This is a genomic window from Rhizobium sp. BR 315 (assembly GCF_050577975.1).
In the GTDB taxonomy this organism is placed as follows: Bacteria; Pseudomonadota; Alphaproteobacteria; order Rhizobiales; family Rhizobiaceae; genus Rhizobium; species Rhizobium miluonense.
The window spans coordinates 78417-94847 of the sequence record NZ_JARWKZ010000024.1; the positions used below are offsets into that span (position 1 = coordinate 78417).

Below are 16431 nucleotides of genomic sequence, written 5' to 3' on the forward strand. Positions count from 1 at the left end.
CGCTTACCCAGGGTCGGCCGGGCACGTCAGCGTCGGATCAAACTTACCATAGAACAGTTTAGCGCCCTCATTAGTTCCAACCACGCGAACTGAATCTGCATGCGGGAAGGCCGCCACGAGCCGAGGACGCACAGCAAAAATCTAGCGAGCATCGATCCAAATGCGGCATCTGCGATATAACCAGATGCGCGCAAGATCCCCTCTATCGGCATCAGCGCTAATGGCCAGCGAACCACACAAACGGTGCTTCAAAGCTTGACTACCGTCTTGCGTGCGATCAGGCCTTGCGGAGCAAAGAGCAACACGGCGATGACGAGTAGGATGGTGAAGGCGTCGCGGTAGCTGAGCAGGCTTTCCGGCAGATATGCCTGCAGAAAGACCTCTATGAAGCCCAGTAGGAAGCCACCCGCGACCGCCCCCGACAGGCTGCCGAGGCCGCCGATGATCGCGGCGATGAAGGCCTTGAGAACAGGCAGGAAACCCATCAGCGGATCGACGCTGCCGCGCTGAGCCACCCAGAGAATGCCCGCAACGCCTGCCAGAAGGCCCGAGATCGCAAAGGCCGTGGCGACGACGGCATTGGCGCGAATGCCCATGAGGCGCACGATGGCGAAATCCTCGGAGGCCGCGCGCATGGCCCGGCCAAGCACGGTGGTTCGCAGGAAAAGGTTCAATCCCGCCAGCATGATGAAGGTCACCAGGATCGAGATCCCCTGGATGATGCCGATATGCAGTCCTGCGATCTCGATCGTGCCGGAAAGGCTCATCGGCATCGGGACGGGCTTCGGGCGCGCCGAAACGAAATTCTGGAAGAGCACGCGCAGGATGGCGCTGACGGCAAAGCTGGTCAGAAGCAAGGTGGTGCCGCTGGCGCCGCGAACCGGCCGGAAGGCCGTGCGCTCCATCATAAGTACCAGCACGATCGCGACCGCCAATGCCACGACAATTGCCACCCCGAAAGGCAGGCCGACGATCAGCGCAAAGCAGAGGCCGTATCCGGCCGCCGTCATGAGCTCGCCGTGGGCGAAATTGATCAGGCCCATGATCGAAAAGACGACGGCAAGACCAAGCGCCAGAAGCGCGTAGGTGCCACCAAGGCTGAGCGCGTTGACCAGCTGCTGCAGAAACATGTCCATGAGATGAATTCCCTTTTGCCGGTCAAGCGCCCAGATAGGCGCCCTGGATTTCGGTGGAATTGCGAAGGTCGGCCGCAGTGCCGGAGAGCACGACCCTGCCATTGGCCATCACATAGCCGGCATCGGCGATCTCGAGCGAAAGAGAGACGTTCTGCTCCACGAGCAGGATCGTCAGCCCGCGCTCGCGCAGGCCCGAAATGAGTTCGAAGATCTGGTCGACGATCTGCGGTGCAAGACCGAGCGACGGTTCATCGAGCAGAAGCAGATCCGGCGAAGACATCATCGAGCGGGCAATCGCCAGCATCTGCTGCTCGCCGCCGGACAGCGATCCCGCCTTTTGATGCAAACGCTCCTTCAGGATCGGGAAGCGCGACAACATGTCTTCGCGCACGGCATCGATGGCCCCTCTCCCCTTATGCATCGCGCCGCCGAGGAGGAGATGCTCGTCGACGCTGAGGCTCGGAAAGATGCGGCGCCCTTCCGGCGTCAGCGTCATGCCCATGCGTACGATCGTCTCCGGCGGAAGCGCTGAAATATCCTTGCCGCCGAAAGTCACTTTGCCGGCCTTCTTCGGCGCGAGGCCGACAAGCGCGTTGAGCGTCGAACTCTTGCCGGCGCCATTGGCGCCAAGCAACGTCACGATCTGCCCTTTGCGAACCTGGAGATCGACGCTCTTCAGAGCCTCGACCGGGCCATAGGCAACCTTTAGCCCGCTAACATCAAGCAAGGGGTCCTGGTCGGAAATTCTACTCATCATCATCGGGCAAATCCTTGCCGCAGCCTCTGCGCCTGAGCCATAGAACGAATTCATTCCGGCGACATGCCACCGGCAAAGCGCCGGGGGCATGTCGTTCAGATCACGGAGAAGGAACATCCGCGGCGTTCGGCACGCCCTGGCTGACCAGCGAGCGCTTGCCGCCGTCAATGCGGACCAGCGAGACCGAACGCAAGGGCATCCCTTTGGTGCCGGCATAGGTAATGGCGCCGGTCACACCCTTTACACCTTCGAGAGAGGCGACGGCATCGCGGATAGCGGTCGGTTCAATGCTGCCGGCCTTGGTGACGGCTGCCTCGATGACCTTACCGAGATCATAGCCATTCGCGATGTAGACCGTATCCGGATCCTGCCCGGACTTGGCCTTGAATTTCGCATTGAAAGCCGCAAGCGGGCTGCCCTCGACGGCAAAGCCGGCGGTGGTGAAGACGACGCCGTCAACGAGCGGGCCAAGACCAAAGGTGGTGGGCGAGTCGATGCCGTCGCTGCCGAGGATCGGCGTGTTGACGCCTGCGCCGCGCAGCTGGCGTATGAAGGCCGGGAAATCAGGCTCATAGGCAGCCGTCATGATGACGTCGGGCGCGGGGTTCAGAGCCTTGATCTTCGTCACCTCGGCGCTGAAGTCCTGTTGGCCCATGCTGAAGGTGCCCTCGCCGAGGAGTTCGCCGCCCTTAGCCTTGAAGCTCGAGGCAAAATATTCCGGCAGCTTCAGCGTATAGGCAGTATCCGGAGACTTCAGGATATAGGCTTTCTTGAAGCCCTTATCCGTGGCATAGCCTGCCAGGACGGCGGCCTGCACGTTGTCGGCGGGATAGTTTCCGAACATATAGTCGCCGACAGCCAGCGGCATGGTCGGTGTCGTCGCGCAGAACGAGAAGGCCGGAATATGCGCCGCCTGCGTGATCTGGCCGGCTGCAATCGAAGGATCAGCATCGCAGGGCGTGATCAGGATGCTGATGCCCTGATCGACAAGTTCCTGCGCGACGAGAGCGGTCTGCCCCGCATCGGAGCGGGTATCCTTCGCAACGAGCTTGATCGGGAACTTGCCCGCAACGCCGCCGGCAGCGTTGATCTCGTCGACCGCCATCTGCAGACCTTTGAGCGACGGCTGGTCATAAGGCGCGAGAGTGCCGGTCTGGGCCGTGGCCAGCCCGATCACGAGATCGTCAGCCAGGGCCGGTAGAGCCATGGTGCCAAACACGCTTGACAGGAACAGAACCTTCAATGTCGACTTCATTATTATTCTCCTCTGGATTGTTATGCTGTCTTGCCGCTGGTGTGCGGATCGAGATTGAGTAAGGGCGCCTCGGTCTTGGATGGCTCGTGCTTTGCAGCCGAGCGGCGGCGGCCGATATAGGCCTCGATCACGGCAGGATTCGACTGGATCTCGGCCGGCGTACCGATGGCGATCTGCTGACCCTTGTTCAGAACCACGACGACATCGCACAGGCGCATGATGAGCTTGAGATCGTGCTCGACCACGAGGAGGCCGAGGCGGTACTTCGTGCGGATCCGGTCCAGCACGGCCATCAACTCCATCGTCTCTGCCGGGTTCATGCCGGCTGCCGGCTCGTCGAGCAACAGATAGCGGGGCTTCAGCGCCAGGGCGCGGGCGATTTCGAGACGCCGTTGCGCACCGTAGGAGAGTGTCCCCGCCAGCTGGTCGGCAACGTCGCCAAGGCCAACCTCAAGAAGCGCTTCGCGGGCAAGATCGACGGGATCCGCGCCATCGCGCACTATCGCGCTTGCGGCGACTGTGACGTTTTCCAGCGCAGTCAGGTTCTTGAAGAGACGGATATTCTGGAAAGTGCGCGCAAGGCCGGCAATCGGCACGCGGTGAACCGGCAGCGAAGCGACATCCATGCCACCGATGGTCACCCGCCCCGTCGAAGGCGGCACGACGCCCGAGATACTGTTGATCAGGGTCGATTTGCCGGCGCCGTTCGGGCCGATCAGGCCGGTGACGAGGCCCGGGCGGACTTCGAAGTTGGCATCCTCGAGCGCGACGAGCCCGGAAAACCGCTTGCCGACATTTTCCACGCGCAGCACGTCGCCTTCAATGCCGGATGCTTCCGTTGTGGCGGGCTTGACGGCAGGCCGCACCTTCCCGGCAGCCAGACGTCTCAGGAACGGCAGCTGCTCGTCGATCTCGCGCACGCCGAGAAGGCCGTCCTGGAGGCGATACATCACAAGCAGGATCGCCAATCCGATGCCGATATCGGTCAGACCGAAGACGGTCGGCAGGGAAAAGAAGCCAAGATCGACGCCGCCTTCGAGTTTTCTGAGCAGCTCGACGATTACCATGATGACCGCCGTGCCGATGACCGCGCCCGAAACGGTGGTGATGCCACCGAGGATCAGCATGGCGAGCAACAGGAAGGTCAGGTTGAAATAGAAATCCTTCGGCGAGAAGGCACCGATGAAATGACCGAGCAGCACCCCGGCCGCCCCGGACAGAACAGCGCCGAGAACCCAGGCGAGGAAACGATGCAGCCGCACATTCACGCCGACGGCGGTGGAGGCGATTTCATCTTCACGCGAGGCGCGCAGCTTCATCCCCGCGCTTGAATCGCGGTAGATGCGCGCAATTGCCACTGCAAGGATCGCGAACGGCAAGGCCATCCAGATGTTCACCGCACGCGGTATCCCGAAGAAGGTCTGGCTGCCGCGGGTGAAATCGCTCGATGCGACAAGCACGACATGGACGATCACCAGAAAGCCGAGCGTGCAGATCGAGGCCGACGATCCGGCAAGCCGTGCCACCGGAATACCGATTGCAATCGCCACCAGCGCCACAACGACCAACGCGACGAGAAGCGCTGGAATGAAAGGCATGTCCCATCCCGTCAGCCACGCCGGCAGATGCGGCAGGGCCGTCTTTTGTATGATCGGGCTGATGGTCAGCAGCCCGGCGGCATAGGCGCCGATCGCCATGAAGCCGGTGTTGCCGAACGAAATGATACCGGAATTGCCGCTATAGACGGAGGTACCAATGACGGCGACGACGTAGATCAGGAACAGCGTCACTAGCCGTTCGCCGCCTCCCGGAAAGAGGCCTGCCGCCACGAGGGTCGCAATGACCAGGGGGAGCACCGTCGCAACGATCCCGACGACGGTCCCACGCCTTATGCGCACCATCAGAATTCTCCCGATTTTTTAGGCCCAGGTTTTTTGGGCCGTTCCCGCAACAAACGTTAATCGAGAAAATCAATATGTCAATCTTGTTTCAATTTCTGTTGACTGATAGCAAGAATGTAACAAAATGAATATCAGCGGACCAACGCCGATCACAGGGGGAGATAGGAAGTGACCATTCGAGATCGCCTCACGGAAGGGGGCATCGATTTTACCCGCGCCGAACTCAAGATTGTCAGGCAGTTGCTGTCGAACTATCCGGCGGCGGCCCTCAACACTGTTGCCAACCTCGCCTCGGCGGCCGGCGTCAGCAACCCGACGGTCGTGCGCTTCGCCAACAAGCTGGGATACGAGGGCTATGCAGAGCTGCAGGCCGCGCTGCTGGGCGAAGTGCAGGAACGAATGAGCTCGCCGCTGTCGATGCTCGACACCCGTAAACCTTCGCTCGAGCAGGAAAACTTCTATCAGTACTTCATGCGCGCCAGCATTCACGCGCTCGAATCGTCGATGCATATGCTGCCGCCCGACGATTTCGAAGCCGCGATCGAGGCAGCAGCCGACCTGAACCTGAAGGTTCATTGCCTGGGTGGGCGCTTCAGCGGCTTCATGGCCGGMCTTCTCTGGGCCCATATGAAGCAGTTGCGCCCCGACACCCGCTGGATCAACGGCTCGCAGGCCGATCAGGTCGATCACCTGGTCGATTTCGGCAAGCGCGACGTCCTCTTCGTCTACGACTATCGACGGTATCAGATCGACACCATCCGCTTTGCCAGCCAGGTGGCAAAGCAGGGTGCGCGGATCGTGCTTTTTACCGATCGTTGGCTTTCGCCGATTGCGCAGTTCGCCTCCGTCACCCTGACGGCAACCGTCGATACGGTGTCGCCCTACGACACGATGGTCCCGGCCATCGCACAGACCGAAGCCCTGATTGCCGGCCTTACGGCCCGGCTTGCAACGCAATCGCGTCAACGGATCGAACGCATGGAAGAGCTGCGTCGCAGCTACGCCATCACCGAGGACGCCTACACGACAGCAGTCGGCAACGGGACGTGAGATCCCGCGACAACGACGAAACGAGATTTCCTCTGGAGGACAGACATGGGCATGATTGAAGTACAATACGGCAAGGATCTGCTGCGGCGCGAAAGCGCCTACGAACCCGGCATGACCAGCGTGCTTTTTGTCGATATGCAGCGCATCTGGTGCGAGCCGAACCTTGATCCGACGCATCCACAGGATGCCGACAGCTACTATCACCGTCGCCTGCGCGATACGGTGGTCCCGAACCAGGTTCGTATCCTCGACGCGGCCCGCAAGGCCGGCTGCAACGTGCTGCACACGATCATCGAAAGCCTGACACTCGACGGCCGCGACCGTTCGCTCGACCACAAGCTTTCCGACATGCATGTGCCGAAGGGTTCGCCGGAAGGACAGGTGATCGACGCGCTGAAGCCGATCGATAACGAGATCATTCTGCCGAAAACATCCTCCGGCGTCTTCAATTCGACCAACATCGATTACGTGCTGCGCAATCTCAATACGCGCTATCTTATCATTGCCGGCGTCGTGACGGACCAGTGTGTCGACATGGCTGTCCGTGATGCCGCCGATCGCGGATATATGGTCACCGTGGTCGAGGATGCTTGCGCCACCTACAGCCAGGAACGCCACGAGGCCGCCCTTCGTGCCTATTCCGGCTACTGCTGGACGACAAACACCGAGACCGTCGTCCGCCGCCTTACCGCGCTCGGCCAGGCCTGATCGTTTCAAAAAGGGGAACAGCATGAACGACAGCAGCAACGGCAAGGCGCTCTCCGACCTGACGGAACTTGCGACCTTCGTCACGACAGACATTGCCGGCATCACCCGCGGCCGCAGCTTCGCAGCCTCCGATATCGAGGACTACCTGCGCAAGGGTGTCGGCTGGGTGCCGGCGAACCTCGCTTTGACGCCCTTCGACCTTATCGCCGATCCGAATCCGTGGGGTTCGGCCGGCGACCTGCGCCTGATGGCCGACCCCGCCAGCAAGGCGCGCGTAACCTGCCTGCCGGATGTCACGCCCCTGCATTTCTACCACTCGGATATTACCGACCTGAAGGGCGAGCCTTGGGATTGCTGCGTGCGCAGCTTCCTCAAGGCGACGCTTGCCGACTTCGAGAAGGAAGCAGGCCTGAAGGTCATCGGTGCGGTCGAGCAGGAATTCCAGGTGCTCGGCGCCGACTGGCCTGCTGCTCCCGCCTTCGGCCTGCGCGCCCAGCGCCGCGCCGAGCCCTTCGGCTCGCTGCTGATGACCGCGCTCCAGGAAGCCGGTGCCGAGCCGGAAATGTTCCTGCCGGAATATGGCAAGGACCAGTTCGAAGTCACCTGCCGTCCGGCCCCAGCGCTTGTCGCCGCCGACCGCGGCGCAACGATCCGCGCCGTCACCAGGGAAGTCGCCGCCCTTTTCGGCTGGAATGCCAGTTTCGCGCCGAAGACCGATCCGAACGGTGTCGGCAACGGCGTGCACCTGCATGTCAGCTTCACCGACCTCGACGGCAATCCCGTCACCTTCGACGCCTCCCGCCCCGGCCGGCTTTCCAAGGTCGCCGGCTCCTTCGCGGCCGGCGTCATCAAGCACCTGCCGGCGCTCGTCTCCTTCACGGCACCCTCCGTACTCTCTTACATGCGCCTTGTGCCGCACCACTGGAGTGCGGCCTATACGTGCCTCGGAGAAAAGAACCGCGAGGCGACGCTACGCATCTGCCCGACGCTGGATCTGCCCGGCAGCAGCCCGGCAAAGCAGTTCAACATGGAATACCGCGCCGCCGATGCTTGTGCGAGCCCACACCTGTCACTGGCGGTCGTGCTTCGCGCCGGGCTTGAGGGCATCCGCGCAGGACTTGAGCAGCCGCCGCTGATCAACTCCGACCCTTCCGAATTCTCCCCGGAAGAGCAGAGGAAGCTCGGCATCCGCCGCCTGCCGTCGAGCCTTGCCGAAGCGCTCGATACACTGGCAGCCGACGAGGTAGTGACCGGCTGGTTCCCGAAGGACTTCCTCGATTGCTACTTCGCCATGAAGCGCAAGGAGATCGAGATCGTCGACGCGCTTTCGCCCGAAGACCTCTGCGCGCGCTACGCGACCGTCTACTGAGCGATGGACAGATCATGACGTCGACCAAGGTCATCATGCGGTCCGGGAACCGATTGCGGCACGACCCCAGCCAGCCGCTGCTCGCCATCGACGAGCCGCCGTCCTATGCCGTGATCAATCCGGACGGGGCGTCACCCTATCTGCTTCTCTGCGAGCACGCTTCCAACCGCATTCCCCGCGCGCTTGGCGAACTCGGCCTGCCCGAGGCCGAGCGCCAGCGCCACATCGCCTGGGACATCGGCGTCAGTGCGCTTTCCCAGCATCTCAGCCGCGCGCTCGACGCGCCGCTGTTCATGACCAACTATTCGCGCCTCGTCATCGACTGCAATCGGCCGCTCGGCGTGCCCTCGGCGATTCCGGAAATGAGCGAGACGACGGAAATCCCCGGCAATCTCGACCTGACGGACGCCGAAAGACAGCAGCGCGTCGACACATTGTTCACGCCCTTTGCCGACGCAGTCGCGCGCCGGCTCGACCACCTGCAGGAAGAGGGCAAGCGCCCGTTCGTGGTCGGCGTCCACTCCTTCACGCCTGTCTATTTTGGCAAGCAGCGCCCCTGGCATGCGGGCATCCTCTATGGCGAAGCGGCCGGTTTCGGCCAGACGCTGATCCGCGAACTGCAAAGCGAAGCCGCCCTCACCATCGGCGACAATGAGCCCTACAACATTCATCCCGACGAGGACTACACAGTACCCGTCCATGCGGACGACCGCGGACTTCCCGGCGCGCTGATCGAGGTGCGGCACGACCTGATCGACACATTCTCAGGCGTTAGCGAATGGGGCGAGCGCCTCACCCGCTGTTTCGAGGCAGCCCTCAAGGAGCATGGCTGATGGCCGGAAATCTCTACGGGCGCGACGGCGCGACGATCGGCAACCTGCAGAAACTGCGGTTCTTCCCGCTCGCCGTCGCCGGCGGCAGGGGCGCGCGGCTCGTGGAGCAAGACGGGCGGGAGCTCATCGATCTCTCCGGCGCGTGGGGTGCGGCCAGCCTTGGCTACGGCCACCCTGCCATCGTCGAAGCCGTCTCCCGCGCCGTTGCCAATCCGGCCGGCGCGAGCATCCTTTCCGCCTCCAATGCACCGGCTGTGGCGCTTGCCGAAAGGCTGCTGGCAACCTTTCCCGGCCGGGGCACGCATAAGGTCTGGTTCGGTCATTCCGGATCCGATGCCAACGAAGCGGCCTACCGGGCGATCACCCGGGCGACCGGCCGCACTGGCGTCATCGCCTTCATCGGCGCCTATCATGGCTGCACCGTCGGCTCGATGGCCTTTTCCGGCCATAGCGTCCAGGCCGATGCCGCAAAGGCCGACGGGCTGATCTTGCTCCCCTATCCCGATCCCTACAGACCTTATCCGGGCGACCCGACTGGCGATGCGGTCCTCGCGCTTCTGAAGGAGAGGCTGGCGGCCGTCCCGGCCGGTTCCATCGCCGCCGCCTTCATCGAGCCGATCCAGTCGGACGGCGGGCTGATCGTGCCGCCCGATGGCTTCCTGCAGAAATTCGCCGATATCTGCCGCGCGCACGGCATCCTCGTCGTCTGCGACGAGGTGAAGGTGGGGCTTGCCCGCAGCGGCCGTCTGCATTGCTTCGAGCATGAGGGCTTCGTGCCTGATATCCTGGTGCTCGGCAAGGGGCTCGGCGGCGGGCTGCCGCTCTCGGCCGTCATCGCGCCGGCCGAAATCCTCGACTGTGCCAGCGCGTTCGCCATGCAGACCCTGCACGGCAATCCGGTTTGCGCCGCCGCCGGCCTTGCCGTTCTGGAAACGATCGAAGCGGAAGACCTCGCGGCGGCAGCCGAGCACAAGGGCAAACTGCTGCGCGAGGAATTGGCCCGACTGGCAGAGCGGCATGCCCTGATCGGCGATATCCGCGGCCGCGGCCTTACCTGCGGCGTAGAACTGGTCCGCAACAGGCAGAGCCGTGAACCGGCAAGGGCCGAGACGGCGAAACTCATCTACCGCGCCTATGAACTCGGCCTCGTCCTCTACTACGTCGGCATGAATGGCAACGTCCTGGAAATGACCCCGCCGTTGACCATGACAGAAGGCGAAATCAGCCAGGCGGTGAACTTGCTCGACCAGGCCTTCACCGAACTTTCCACCATTTCAGACGCAGTCATCTCGCAGTTTGCGGGCTGGTGAACAGCGTGCATACGTATGCGAACAAATCAAGGTGGTCGCTCTTAGGGCATTTCCAGGAAAAGTACGCTGCGGTTTTCCGTCCGGAATGCGTAAAGAAACAAGAAGATAGAGCGTTTTCGCGATTCGAAGAAAAGCGGAAATGCTCTCATGGGATCCGAACCGCCGGCCCTATGATTTTCCAAAGTGTCCCAACGCTCTGATCCGCCCGCCAGCGGCCTTCACGGAGAGCGATGGCGGTCGATATCCGGAGAAGCCGGAGCCCCGTCTGACAAACAGCATCGCCCTAGTTCGGGCATTGGGCCGTCATCGAAGTCCACCCTCTTTGACACCCACAAGCATCGGAAAACTGATTTCAGGTTTCAGCAAAACCTGCCTTTCAACCGTATGATCGCCGGCAATACTGGCGAGCAAGACGTGTCCCATGCGCTCGCCCGTGTCTGTCAGGTCTTCATAGATGGTCTCGACCTTGGGCTGGATCTGACTGAGCAACTTCGAGGTGCGCTTTGCCACCACATCATATTCGACACCGAGCGTAAGGCCGTTGTCACCCATGCCCGTGATCGTCGCCAGGGCCGAAACCTCACCACCGCAGGCAAAACCATCGGGAAAGCCGGGCTCAGATGCGCGACGGCTCACATAGTCGCGGATTTGTTCCACCGGACAGTCCAGGTCGATCTCCTTCGGGATCTCGTAATCGACCCCCGCTTCGCGAACGGCCGTCATGAAACCATGCAGCAGATGCTGCGAAAAGGTCAGTCGCCTTGGCGGAAGGATGATCAAGAGCTTTCGTCGGCCGCGTTCGACCAGCCGCTTGGTCGCCTCATAGGCGAAACTGAAGTTATCGTAGTCGACGAATGGATGATCAACAGTGAATTCCGTCCGCCCATGCGTGACAAAGGGAAAATTATTTTCGAGCAGAAGGCGAACACGGGGATCGAAAGGTTCGGTTCGGGAGAAAATCAGCCCGTCAACCATTCGATTGCGCACCAGATATTGCACCGCCTCGATATTGCTTCCGTTGATGAAATTCGGTGTCACGATCAGGTGGTAGGCGGTATTCTTCAACGCCTTGGCCAGGCCGTGCATTATGGAAATGCCGTAGCCCAGGATCTCTTCATGCGGATCAAGCAGGACGCCAATGACGTTCGTCTTGCCCGTCTTCAGACGCTGCGCCGCGCGATCAGGTAGATATCCGATTTGAGCAGCGACCGCGTGGACGCGCTCGCGCGTCTCGACCGAAATCTGCGGCGCATTGCCCAGTGCGCGGGACACGGTTGTGACGGCAAAGCCGGTCATCTCGGAAATTGTGCGGAGAGTCGGCTTTCCGCTTTTGCCCACGGGCGTCGCTAGGGACGCGGATCTTCCGGGAATATCTTTCAAGAGAATACTCAGCCTGCATCGGAGTCGGCGTCTTGTACGCTGTTTCGGCACGAAGTGCAAATGCGTTAACGAAAACGTTTTCCGGGCCGATATCTGAGTAAGTATGCCTGAAGACATGGTGGATTTCATCGCTAAAAGTAAGACTATTCAGCTATTTATGCCAATTTCAGAAATCCGAAGCGAGATCTTGACTTGAGCTTATTTGTAACGTTTTAAATGCTTTTGCGGCGAGTGAGGCCGCAAGCAGATGGCATCCGCCTGAGGACGGAGGCCTTTAGGGGAGCGGAGGACAACCTTCGCTCGGACGATTTGCACAATTGGGAGGTTAGAATGATAAAGTTTCTGACGACGACGGCGGTATTGGCGCTGGCGGTTGGTGGTTTGGGCGTATCGGCTCGGGCTGCGGATGTGAAGGAAGTGCAGATGCTGCACTGGTGGACATCGGGCGGCGAGGCAGCGGCGCTGAATGTCCTGAAGCAGGACCTGTCGAAGGAGGGCTATGCCTGGAAGGACGTTCCGGTGGCCGGCGGCGGCGGCGATGCGGCGATGACGGCGCTGAAGGCGATGGTGGCGGCCGGCAACTATCCGACCGCGTCGCAGATGCTCGGCTATACCGTGCTCGACTACGCCCAGGCCGGCGTCATGGGCGACCTGACGGAGACGGCGAAGAAGGAAGGCTGGGACAAGGCGGTGCCGCAGGCGCTGCAGAAGTTCTCGGTCTATAACGGCAAGTGGGTCGCCGTTCCGGTCAACGTCCACTCGGTCAACTGGCTGTGGATCAACAAGGCGGTSATGGACAAGATCGGCGGCAAGCAGCCGAAGACCTTYGACGATCTGATCGCGCTGCTCGACAAGGCCAAGGCGGCCGGCGTCGTGCCGCTGGCGCTTGGCGGCCAGAACTGGCAGGAAGCGACGATGTTCGATTCCATCGTCATGTCGACCGGCGGSCCGGAGTTCTACAAGAAGGCCTTCAACGATCTCGACGAAGCCTCTTTGAAGTCCGACACCATGAAGAAGTCCTTCGACAACCTGGCCAAGATCGTCAAGTATGTCGACCCGAACTTCTCCGGCCGCGACTGGAACCTGGCAACGGCGATGGTCATCAAGGGCGATGCGCTCGTSCAGGTCATGGGTGACTGGGCCAAGGGCGAGTTCGTCGCCGCCAAGAAGACCCCGGACAAGGACTATCTGTGCTACCGCTTCCCCGGCACCGAAGGCAGCGTGATCTACAACTCCGACATGTTCGGCATGTTCAACGTTCCGGCGGACCGCAAGGCGGCCCAGGGTGCGCTGGCGGCRGCGACGCTGTCGAAGAGCTTCCAGTCGGCCTTCAACGTCGTCAAGGGCTCGGTCCCRGCCCGCACCGACGTGCCGGATACCGCCTTCGACGCCTGCGGCAAGAAGGGCATGGCCGACCTCAAGGCCGCCAATGCCGACGGCAAGCTCGTCGGCTCGCTCGCCCAGGGCTATGGCGCCGCGCCGGCGATCGCCAATGCCTATAAGGACGTCGTGTCCAAGTTCGTCCACGGCCAGATCAAGACCTCCGACGAAGCCGTCAAGCAGCTCGTCCAGGCGATCGACGACGCGCGCTAAGCGCGGGCCKGTCCTCGGCCGTTCCTCCTCCCCGCCGRTAAGCGGGGAGGATCATGACCAGCACCATGCCCCTTGAAGGCCCTTGAAGGGATGACCATCATGAGCACCGTCGTCACCACGGATCCCATTCTCACGCGTCCMGCCCGGCGCACCGCGATGCGCACGCGCCTGCAAAACGCGCTGCCGCAGATCGTCCTTGCCCCCAGCTTCCTGCTGACGATCATCTTCGTCTACGGCTTCATCATCTGGACCGGCTATCTGTCCTTTACCAATTCCAARACCTTTCCCTCCTATGGGCTGACCGGCGCCCGTGCCTATCAGCGGCTTTGGAACTGGACGTTCGAGAGCGATCCGCCGTCGTCGTGGTAYACCTCGATCACCAATATGGGCATCTTCGGSGTTCTCTATGTCGGCATCTGCCTGGCGCTCGGCCTGCTGCTGGCGATCCTGCTCGACCAGAAGATCCGCGGCGAGGGCGTGCTGCGGCCRATCTTCCTCTATCCGATGGCGCTGTCCTTCATCGTCACCGGCGTTGCCTGGAAGTGGTTCCTCGATCCGGGTCTYGGYCTSGARCAGACATTGCATCAGCTYGGCTGGACCAGCTTCCACTTCGACTGGATCAAGAACAAGGATTTCGTCATCTACACCGTCGTCATCGCCGGCGTCTGGCAGGCCTCCGGCTTCGTCATGGCGATGTTCCTGGCCGGACTGCGCGGCATAGACAGCGAGATCATGAAGGCCGCCCAGATCGACGGCGCCTCGGCCGTCCAGCTCTATCGGCGGATCATCATCCCGCTTCTGCGGCCGATCTTCCTGTCGGCCTTCATCGTGCTTGCCCATATGGCGATCAAATCCTACGACCTCGTCGTGGCGCTGACCTCGGGCGGGCCCGGCGGCTCGGCATGGCTGCCGTCGAATTTCATGTACGAATACACCTTCAAGCGCAACGAGATGGCCGTCGGTTCGGCCAGCGCCATCATCATGCTGATGACCATCTCCGCCATCATCGTCCCCTACCTCTATTCCGAACTGAAGGAGAAGGCTCGATGAGCACCGCGGCCTACTCGACACCGACACGCACCCCAGGCAGCAAGACAAGCAGCCATACAAGCAGCAACAGAGGCCGCCTTATCAACCGGGCCGTCATCTACGGCCTGCTGGCGATCTTTGCGGTCATCTACCTGATGCCACTGTTCGTCATGATCGTCACCTCGCTGAAGACGATGGACGAGATCCAGAACSGCAACATGCTGGCGCTGCCGCAGGCGCCGACGCTCGAACCCTGGGCCAAGGCCTGGGGCGAAACCTGCGTCGGGCTCACCTGCAACGGCATCAAGGGATACTTCTGGAACTCGATCAAGATGGTCGTGCCGGCGGTCGTCATCTCGACCATCCTCGGCGCCCTCAACGGCTATGTGCTGACCAAGTGGCGCTTCCCCGGCCATACGCTCGTCTTCGGCATGATGCTGTTTGCCTGCTTCATTCCGTTCCAGTCGGTGCTGCTGCCGATGGCCACCATCCTTGGCAGCCTCGGCCGCTTCGGCACGCTGCTGCAGGACACGATCGGCGTCTCGCTCGGCTTTGGCAACTCGACCGTCAACCTGGTCATCGTCCACGTCATCTACGGTCTCGGCTTCACCACCCTGTTCTTCCGCAATTTCTACGAGGCGTTTCCGAACGAGCTGGTGAAGGCCGCGCAGATCGATGGCGCCAGCTTCTTCCAGATCTTCCGCCGCATCATGCTGCCGAACTCGCTGCCGATCATCGTCGTCACGGTGATCTACCAGTTCACCAACATCTGGAACGACTTCCTGTTTGCCTCCGCCTATGCCGGCACCGGCGATTCCATGCCGATGACGGTGGCGCTCAACAACGTCGTCAACACCTCGACCGGCGTGGTCGAATACAATGTCAACATGGCCGCCGCCATGATCGCCGCGCTGCCSACCCTCCTCGTCTACATCGTCGCCGGCCGCTATTTCGTCCGCGGTCTGATGGCTGGCGCAGTCAAAGGATAATCCCATGGCCTTCCTTCAAATATCCGGTCTGAGAAAGCGTTACGGCTCGCTGGARATCCTCAAGGGCATCGACCTCGACCTCGAACAGGGCGGCTTCCTCGTGCTCGTCGGCCCRTCCGGCTGCGGCAAGTCGACGCTGCTCAACACCATCGCCGGGCTGGAATCCATCACCGAGGGCGACATCCGGGTCGATGATCACTCCATCGCCGACCTGCACCCGTCGAAACGCGATATCGCCATGGTGTTCCAGAGCTATGCGCTCTATCCGAACATGACGGTTGCCGGCAACATCGCCTTCGGCATGGAAATGCGCGGCGTTCCGGCCGAGGAGCGCAAGGCGGCGATCGAGAAGGTCGCCAAGGTGCTGCAGATCGGCCATCTGCTCGACCGCAAGCCGAGCCAGCTCTCCGGCGGCCAGCGCCAGCGCGTCGCCATGGGCCGGGCCCTGGTGCGCGATCCCAAGCTGTTCCTGTTCGACGAGCCGCTGTCCAATCTCGACGCCAAGCTCAGGGTCGACATGCGCATCGAGATCAAGCGCCTGCACCAGTCGACCGGCAAGACCATCGTCTACGTCACCCACGACCAGATCGAGGCGATGACGCTGGCGACGAAGATCGCCGTCATGAAGGACGGCGTCGTGCAGCAGTTCGGCACGCCGGCCGAGATCTACAACAATCCCGCCAACATGTTCGTCGCCGACTTCATGGGCTCGCCGGCCATGAACCTGCTGTCGGGAACCATCGAGAGGGGCAGCAATGGCCTTCTCGTCTGCCTCGACCGCGCCGGCGGCGAGGCGATCAAGCTTCCCGTCGCCACGGACAAGCAGGCGCTCGAAGCCCATGCCGGCCGCCAGATCGTCTTCGGCATCCGCCCCGAGGCGCTCACCGATCCCGAAGGCGCCGACCGCAACGCCCGCACCCTGGCCGAGAACGACTGCCTGATCGAGGTCGTCGAACCGGCCGGCTCCGACACCTTCGCCGTCACCAAGCTCGGCGGCAAGGAGGTCGTCGCCCGCCTGCGCGCCGACGCCCGCATCAGCGCCGGACAGCACGCCCGCCTCGCCTTCAACCTCGACAAGGCCGTCTTCTTCGATCCACAAACACAAGCAAGGATCGCTTGAG

General features: G+C 61.9%; 14 protein-coding genes. 9 read left to right on the forward strand and 5 right to left on the reverse strand.

Annotation, left to right across the window (positions count from 1 at the left end; all coding sequences use genetic code 11):
* Positions 1–248: 248 nt before the first annotated feature.
* From QD409_RS21525 to QD409_RS21540, 4 genes are all read right to left on the reverse strand, one after another.
* A complete protein-coding gene (locus QD409_RS21525; RefSeq protein WP_245297955.1) occupies positions 249–1136 on the reverse strand; it encodes a branched-chain amino acid ABC transporter permease in 888 nt (295 codons plus the stop codon).
* Positions 1137–1158: 22 nt separating this feature from the next.
* The gene (locus QD409_RS21530; RefSeq protein WP_245297956.1) at positions 1159–1896 is read right to left on the reverse strand and encodes an ABC transporter ATP-binding protein; all 738 of its coding nucleotides are present in this window, start codon (positions 1894–1896) and stop codon (positions 1159–1161) included.
* A 97-nt stretch (positions 1897–1993) separates the two neighbouring features.
* On the reverse strand, positions 1994–3148 hold the full coding sequence (locus QD409_RS21535) for an ABC transporter substrate-binding protein (protein ID WP_430763634.1): 1155 nt from the start codon (positions 3146–3148) through the stop codon (positions 1994–1996).
* Positions 3149–3168: 20 nt separating this feature from the next.
* Positions 3169–5049 carry a branched-chain amino acid ABC transporter ATP-binding protein/permease gene (locus QD409_RS21540; RefSeq protein WP_430763635.1) on the reverse strand — a complete coding sequence of 627 codons (1881 nt, stop codon included), beginning with the start codon at positions 5047–5049 and terminating at the stop codon, positions 3169–3171.
* 168 nt (positions 5050–5217) lie between these two features.
* Between QD409_RS21540 and QD409_RS21545 the strand changes: the two genes are divergently transcribed.
* Genes QD409_RS21545 through QD409_RS21565 form a run of 5 tightly spaced genes read left to right on the forward strand, consistent with a single transcriptional unit; the run spans position 5218 to position 10319 of the window.
* Positions 5218–6099 (forward strand): MurR/RpiR family transcriptional regulator, encoded by an 882-nt coding sequence (locus QD409_RS21545; protein WP_430763636.1) that lies wholly within the window; start codon positions 5218–5220, stop codon positions 6097–6099.
* Positions 6100–6144: 45 nt separating this feature from the next.
* Positions 6145–6807: an isochorismatase family cysteine hydrolase gene (locus QD409_RS21550; RefSeq protein WP_430763637.1), complete on the forward strand. Its 663-nt coding sequence runs from the start codon at positions 6145–6147 to the stop codon at positions 6805–6807.
* Between the two features lie 22 nt (positions 6808–6829).
* A complete protein-coding gene (locus QD409_RS21555; protein ID WP_430763638.1) occupies positions 6830–8176 on the forward strand; it encodes a glutamine synthetase family protein in 1347 nt (448 codons plus the stop codon).
* A gap of 14 nt (positions 8177–8190) precedes the next feature.
* Positions 8191–9009 (forward strand): N-formylglutamate amidohydrolase, encoded by an 819-nt coding sequence (locus QD409_RS21560; protein WP_430763639.1) that lies wholly within the window; start codon positions 8191–8193, stop codon positions 9007–9009.
* Complete coding sequence (locus QD409_RS21565) at positions 9009–10319, forward strand: aspartate aminotransferase family protein (protein ID WP_430763640.1); 1311 nt, start codon at positions 9009–9011, stop codon at positions 10317–10319. Before QD409_RS21560 ends, QD409_RS21565 begins: the two co-directional genes overlap by 1 nt.
* A gap of 303 nt (positions 10320–10622) precedes the next feature.
* Here the strand turns inward: QD409_RS21565 and QD409_RS21570 are convergent, their stop codons facing one another.
* Positions 10623–11828, reverse strand: a complete 1206-nt coding sequence (locus tag QD409_RS21570; protein ID WP_430763641.1) for a LacI family transcriptional regulator — start codon at positions 11826–11828, stop codon at positions 10623–10625.
* A 201-nt stretch (positions 11829–12029) separates the two neighbouring features.
* On the opposite strand from QD409_RS21570, the gene QD409_RS21575 reads away from it, so the two are divergent.
* The 4 genes from QD409_RS21575 (at position 12030) to QD409_RS21590 (ending at position 16430) form a co-directional block, all read left to right on the forward strand.
* Complete coding sequence (locus QD409_RS21575) at positions 12030–13292, forward strand: ABC transporter substrate-binding protein (protein ID WP_092846281.1); 1263 nt, start codon at positions 12030–12032, stop codon at positions 13290–13292.
* A gap of 99 nt (positions 13293–13391) precedes the next feature.
* Positions 13392–14342 carry a carbohydrate ABC transporter permease gene (locus QD409_RS21580; RefSeq protein ID WP_092846308.1) on the forward strand — a complete coding sequence of 317 codons (951 nt, stop codon included), beginning with the start codon at positions 13392–13394 and terminating at the stop codon, positions 14340–14342.
* Positions 14339–15310, forward strand: coding sequence for a carbohydrate ABC transporter permease (locus tag QD409_RS21585; RefSeq protein WP_430763642.1), 972 nt, complete (start codon positions 14339–14341; stop codon positions 15308–15310). The genes QD409_RS21580 and QD409_RS21585 overlap by 4 nt, the downstream gene beginning before the upstream one ends.
* Before the next feature lie 4 nt (positions 15311–15314).
* Positions 15315–16430, forward strand: a complete 1116-nt coding sequence (locus tag QD409_RS21590; RefSeq protein ID WP_430763643.1) for an ABC transporter ATP-binding protein — start codon at positions 15315–15317, stop codon at positions 16428–16430.
* Position 16431 lies beyond the last annotated feature (1 nt).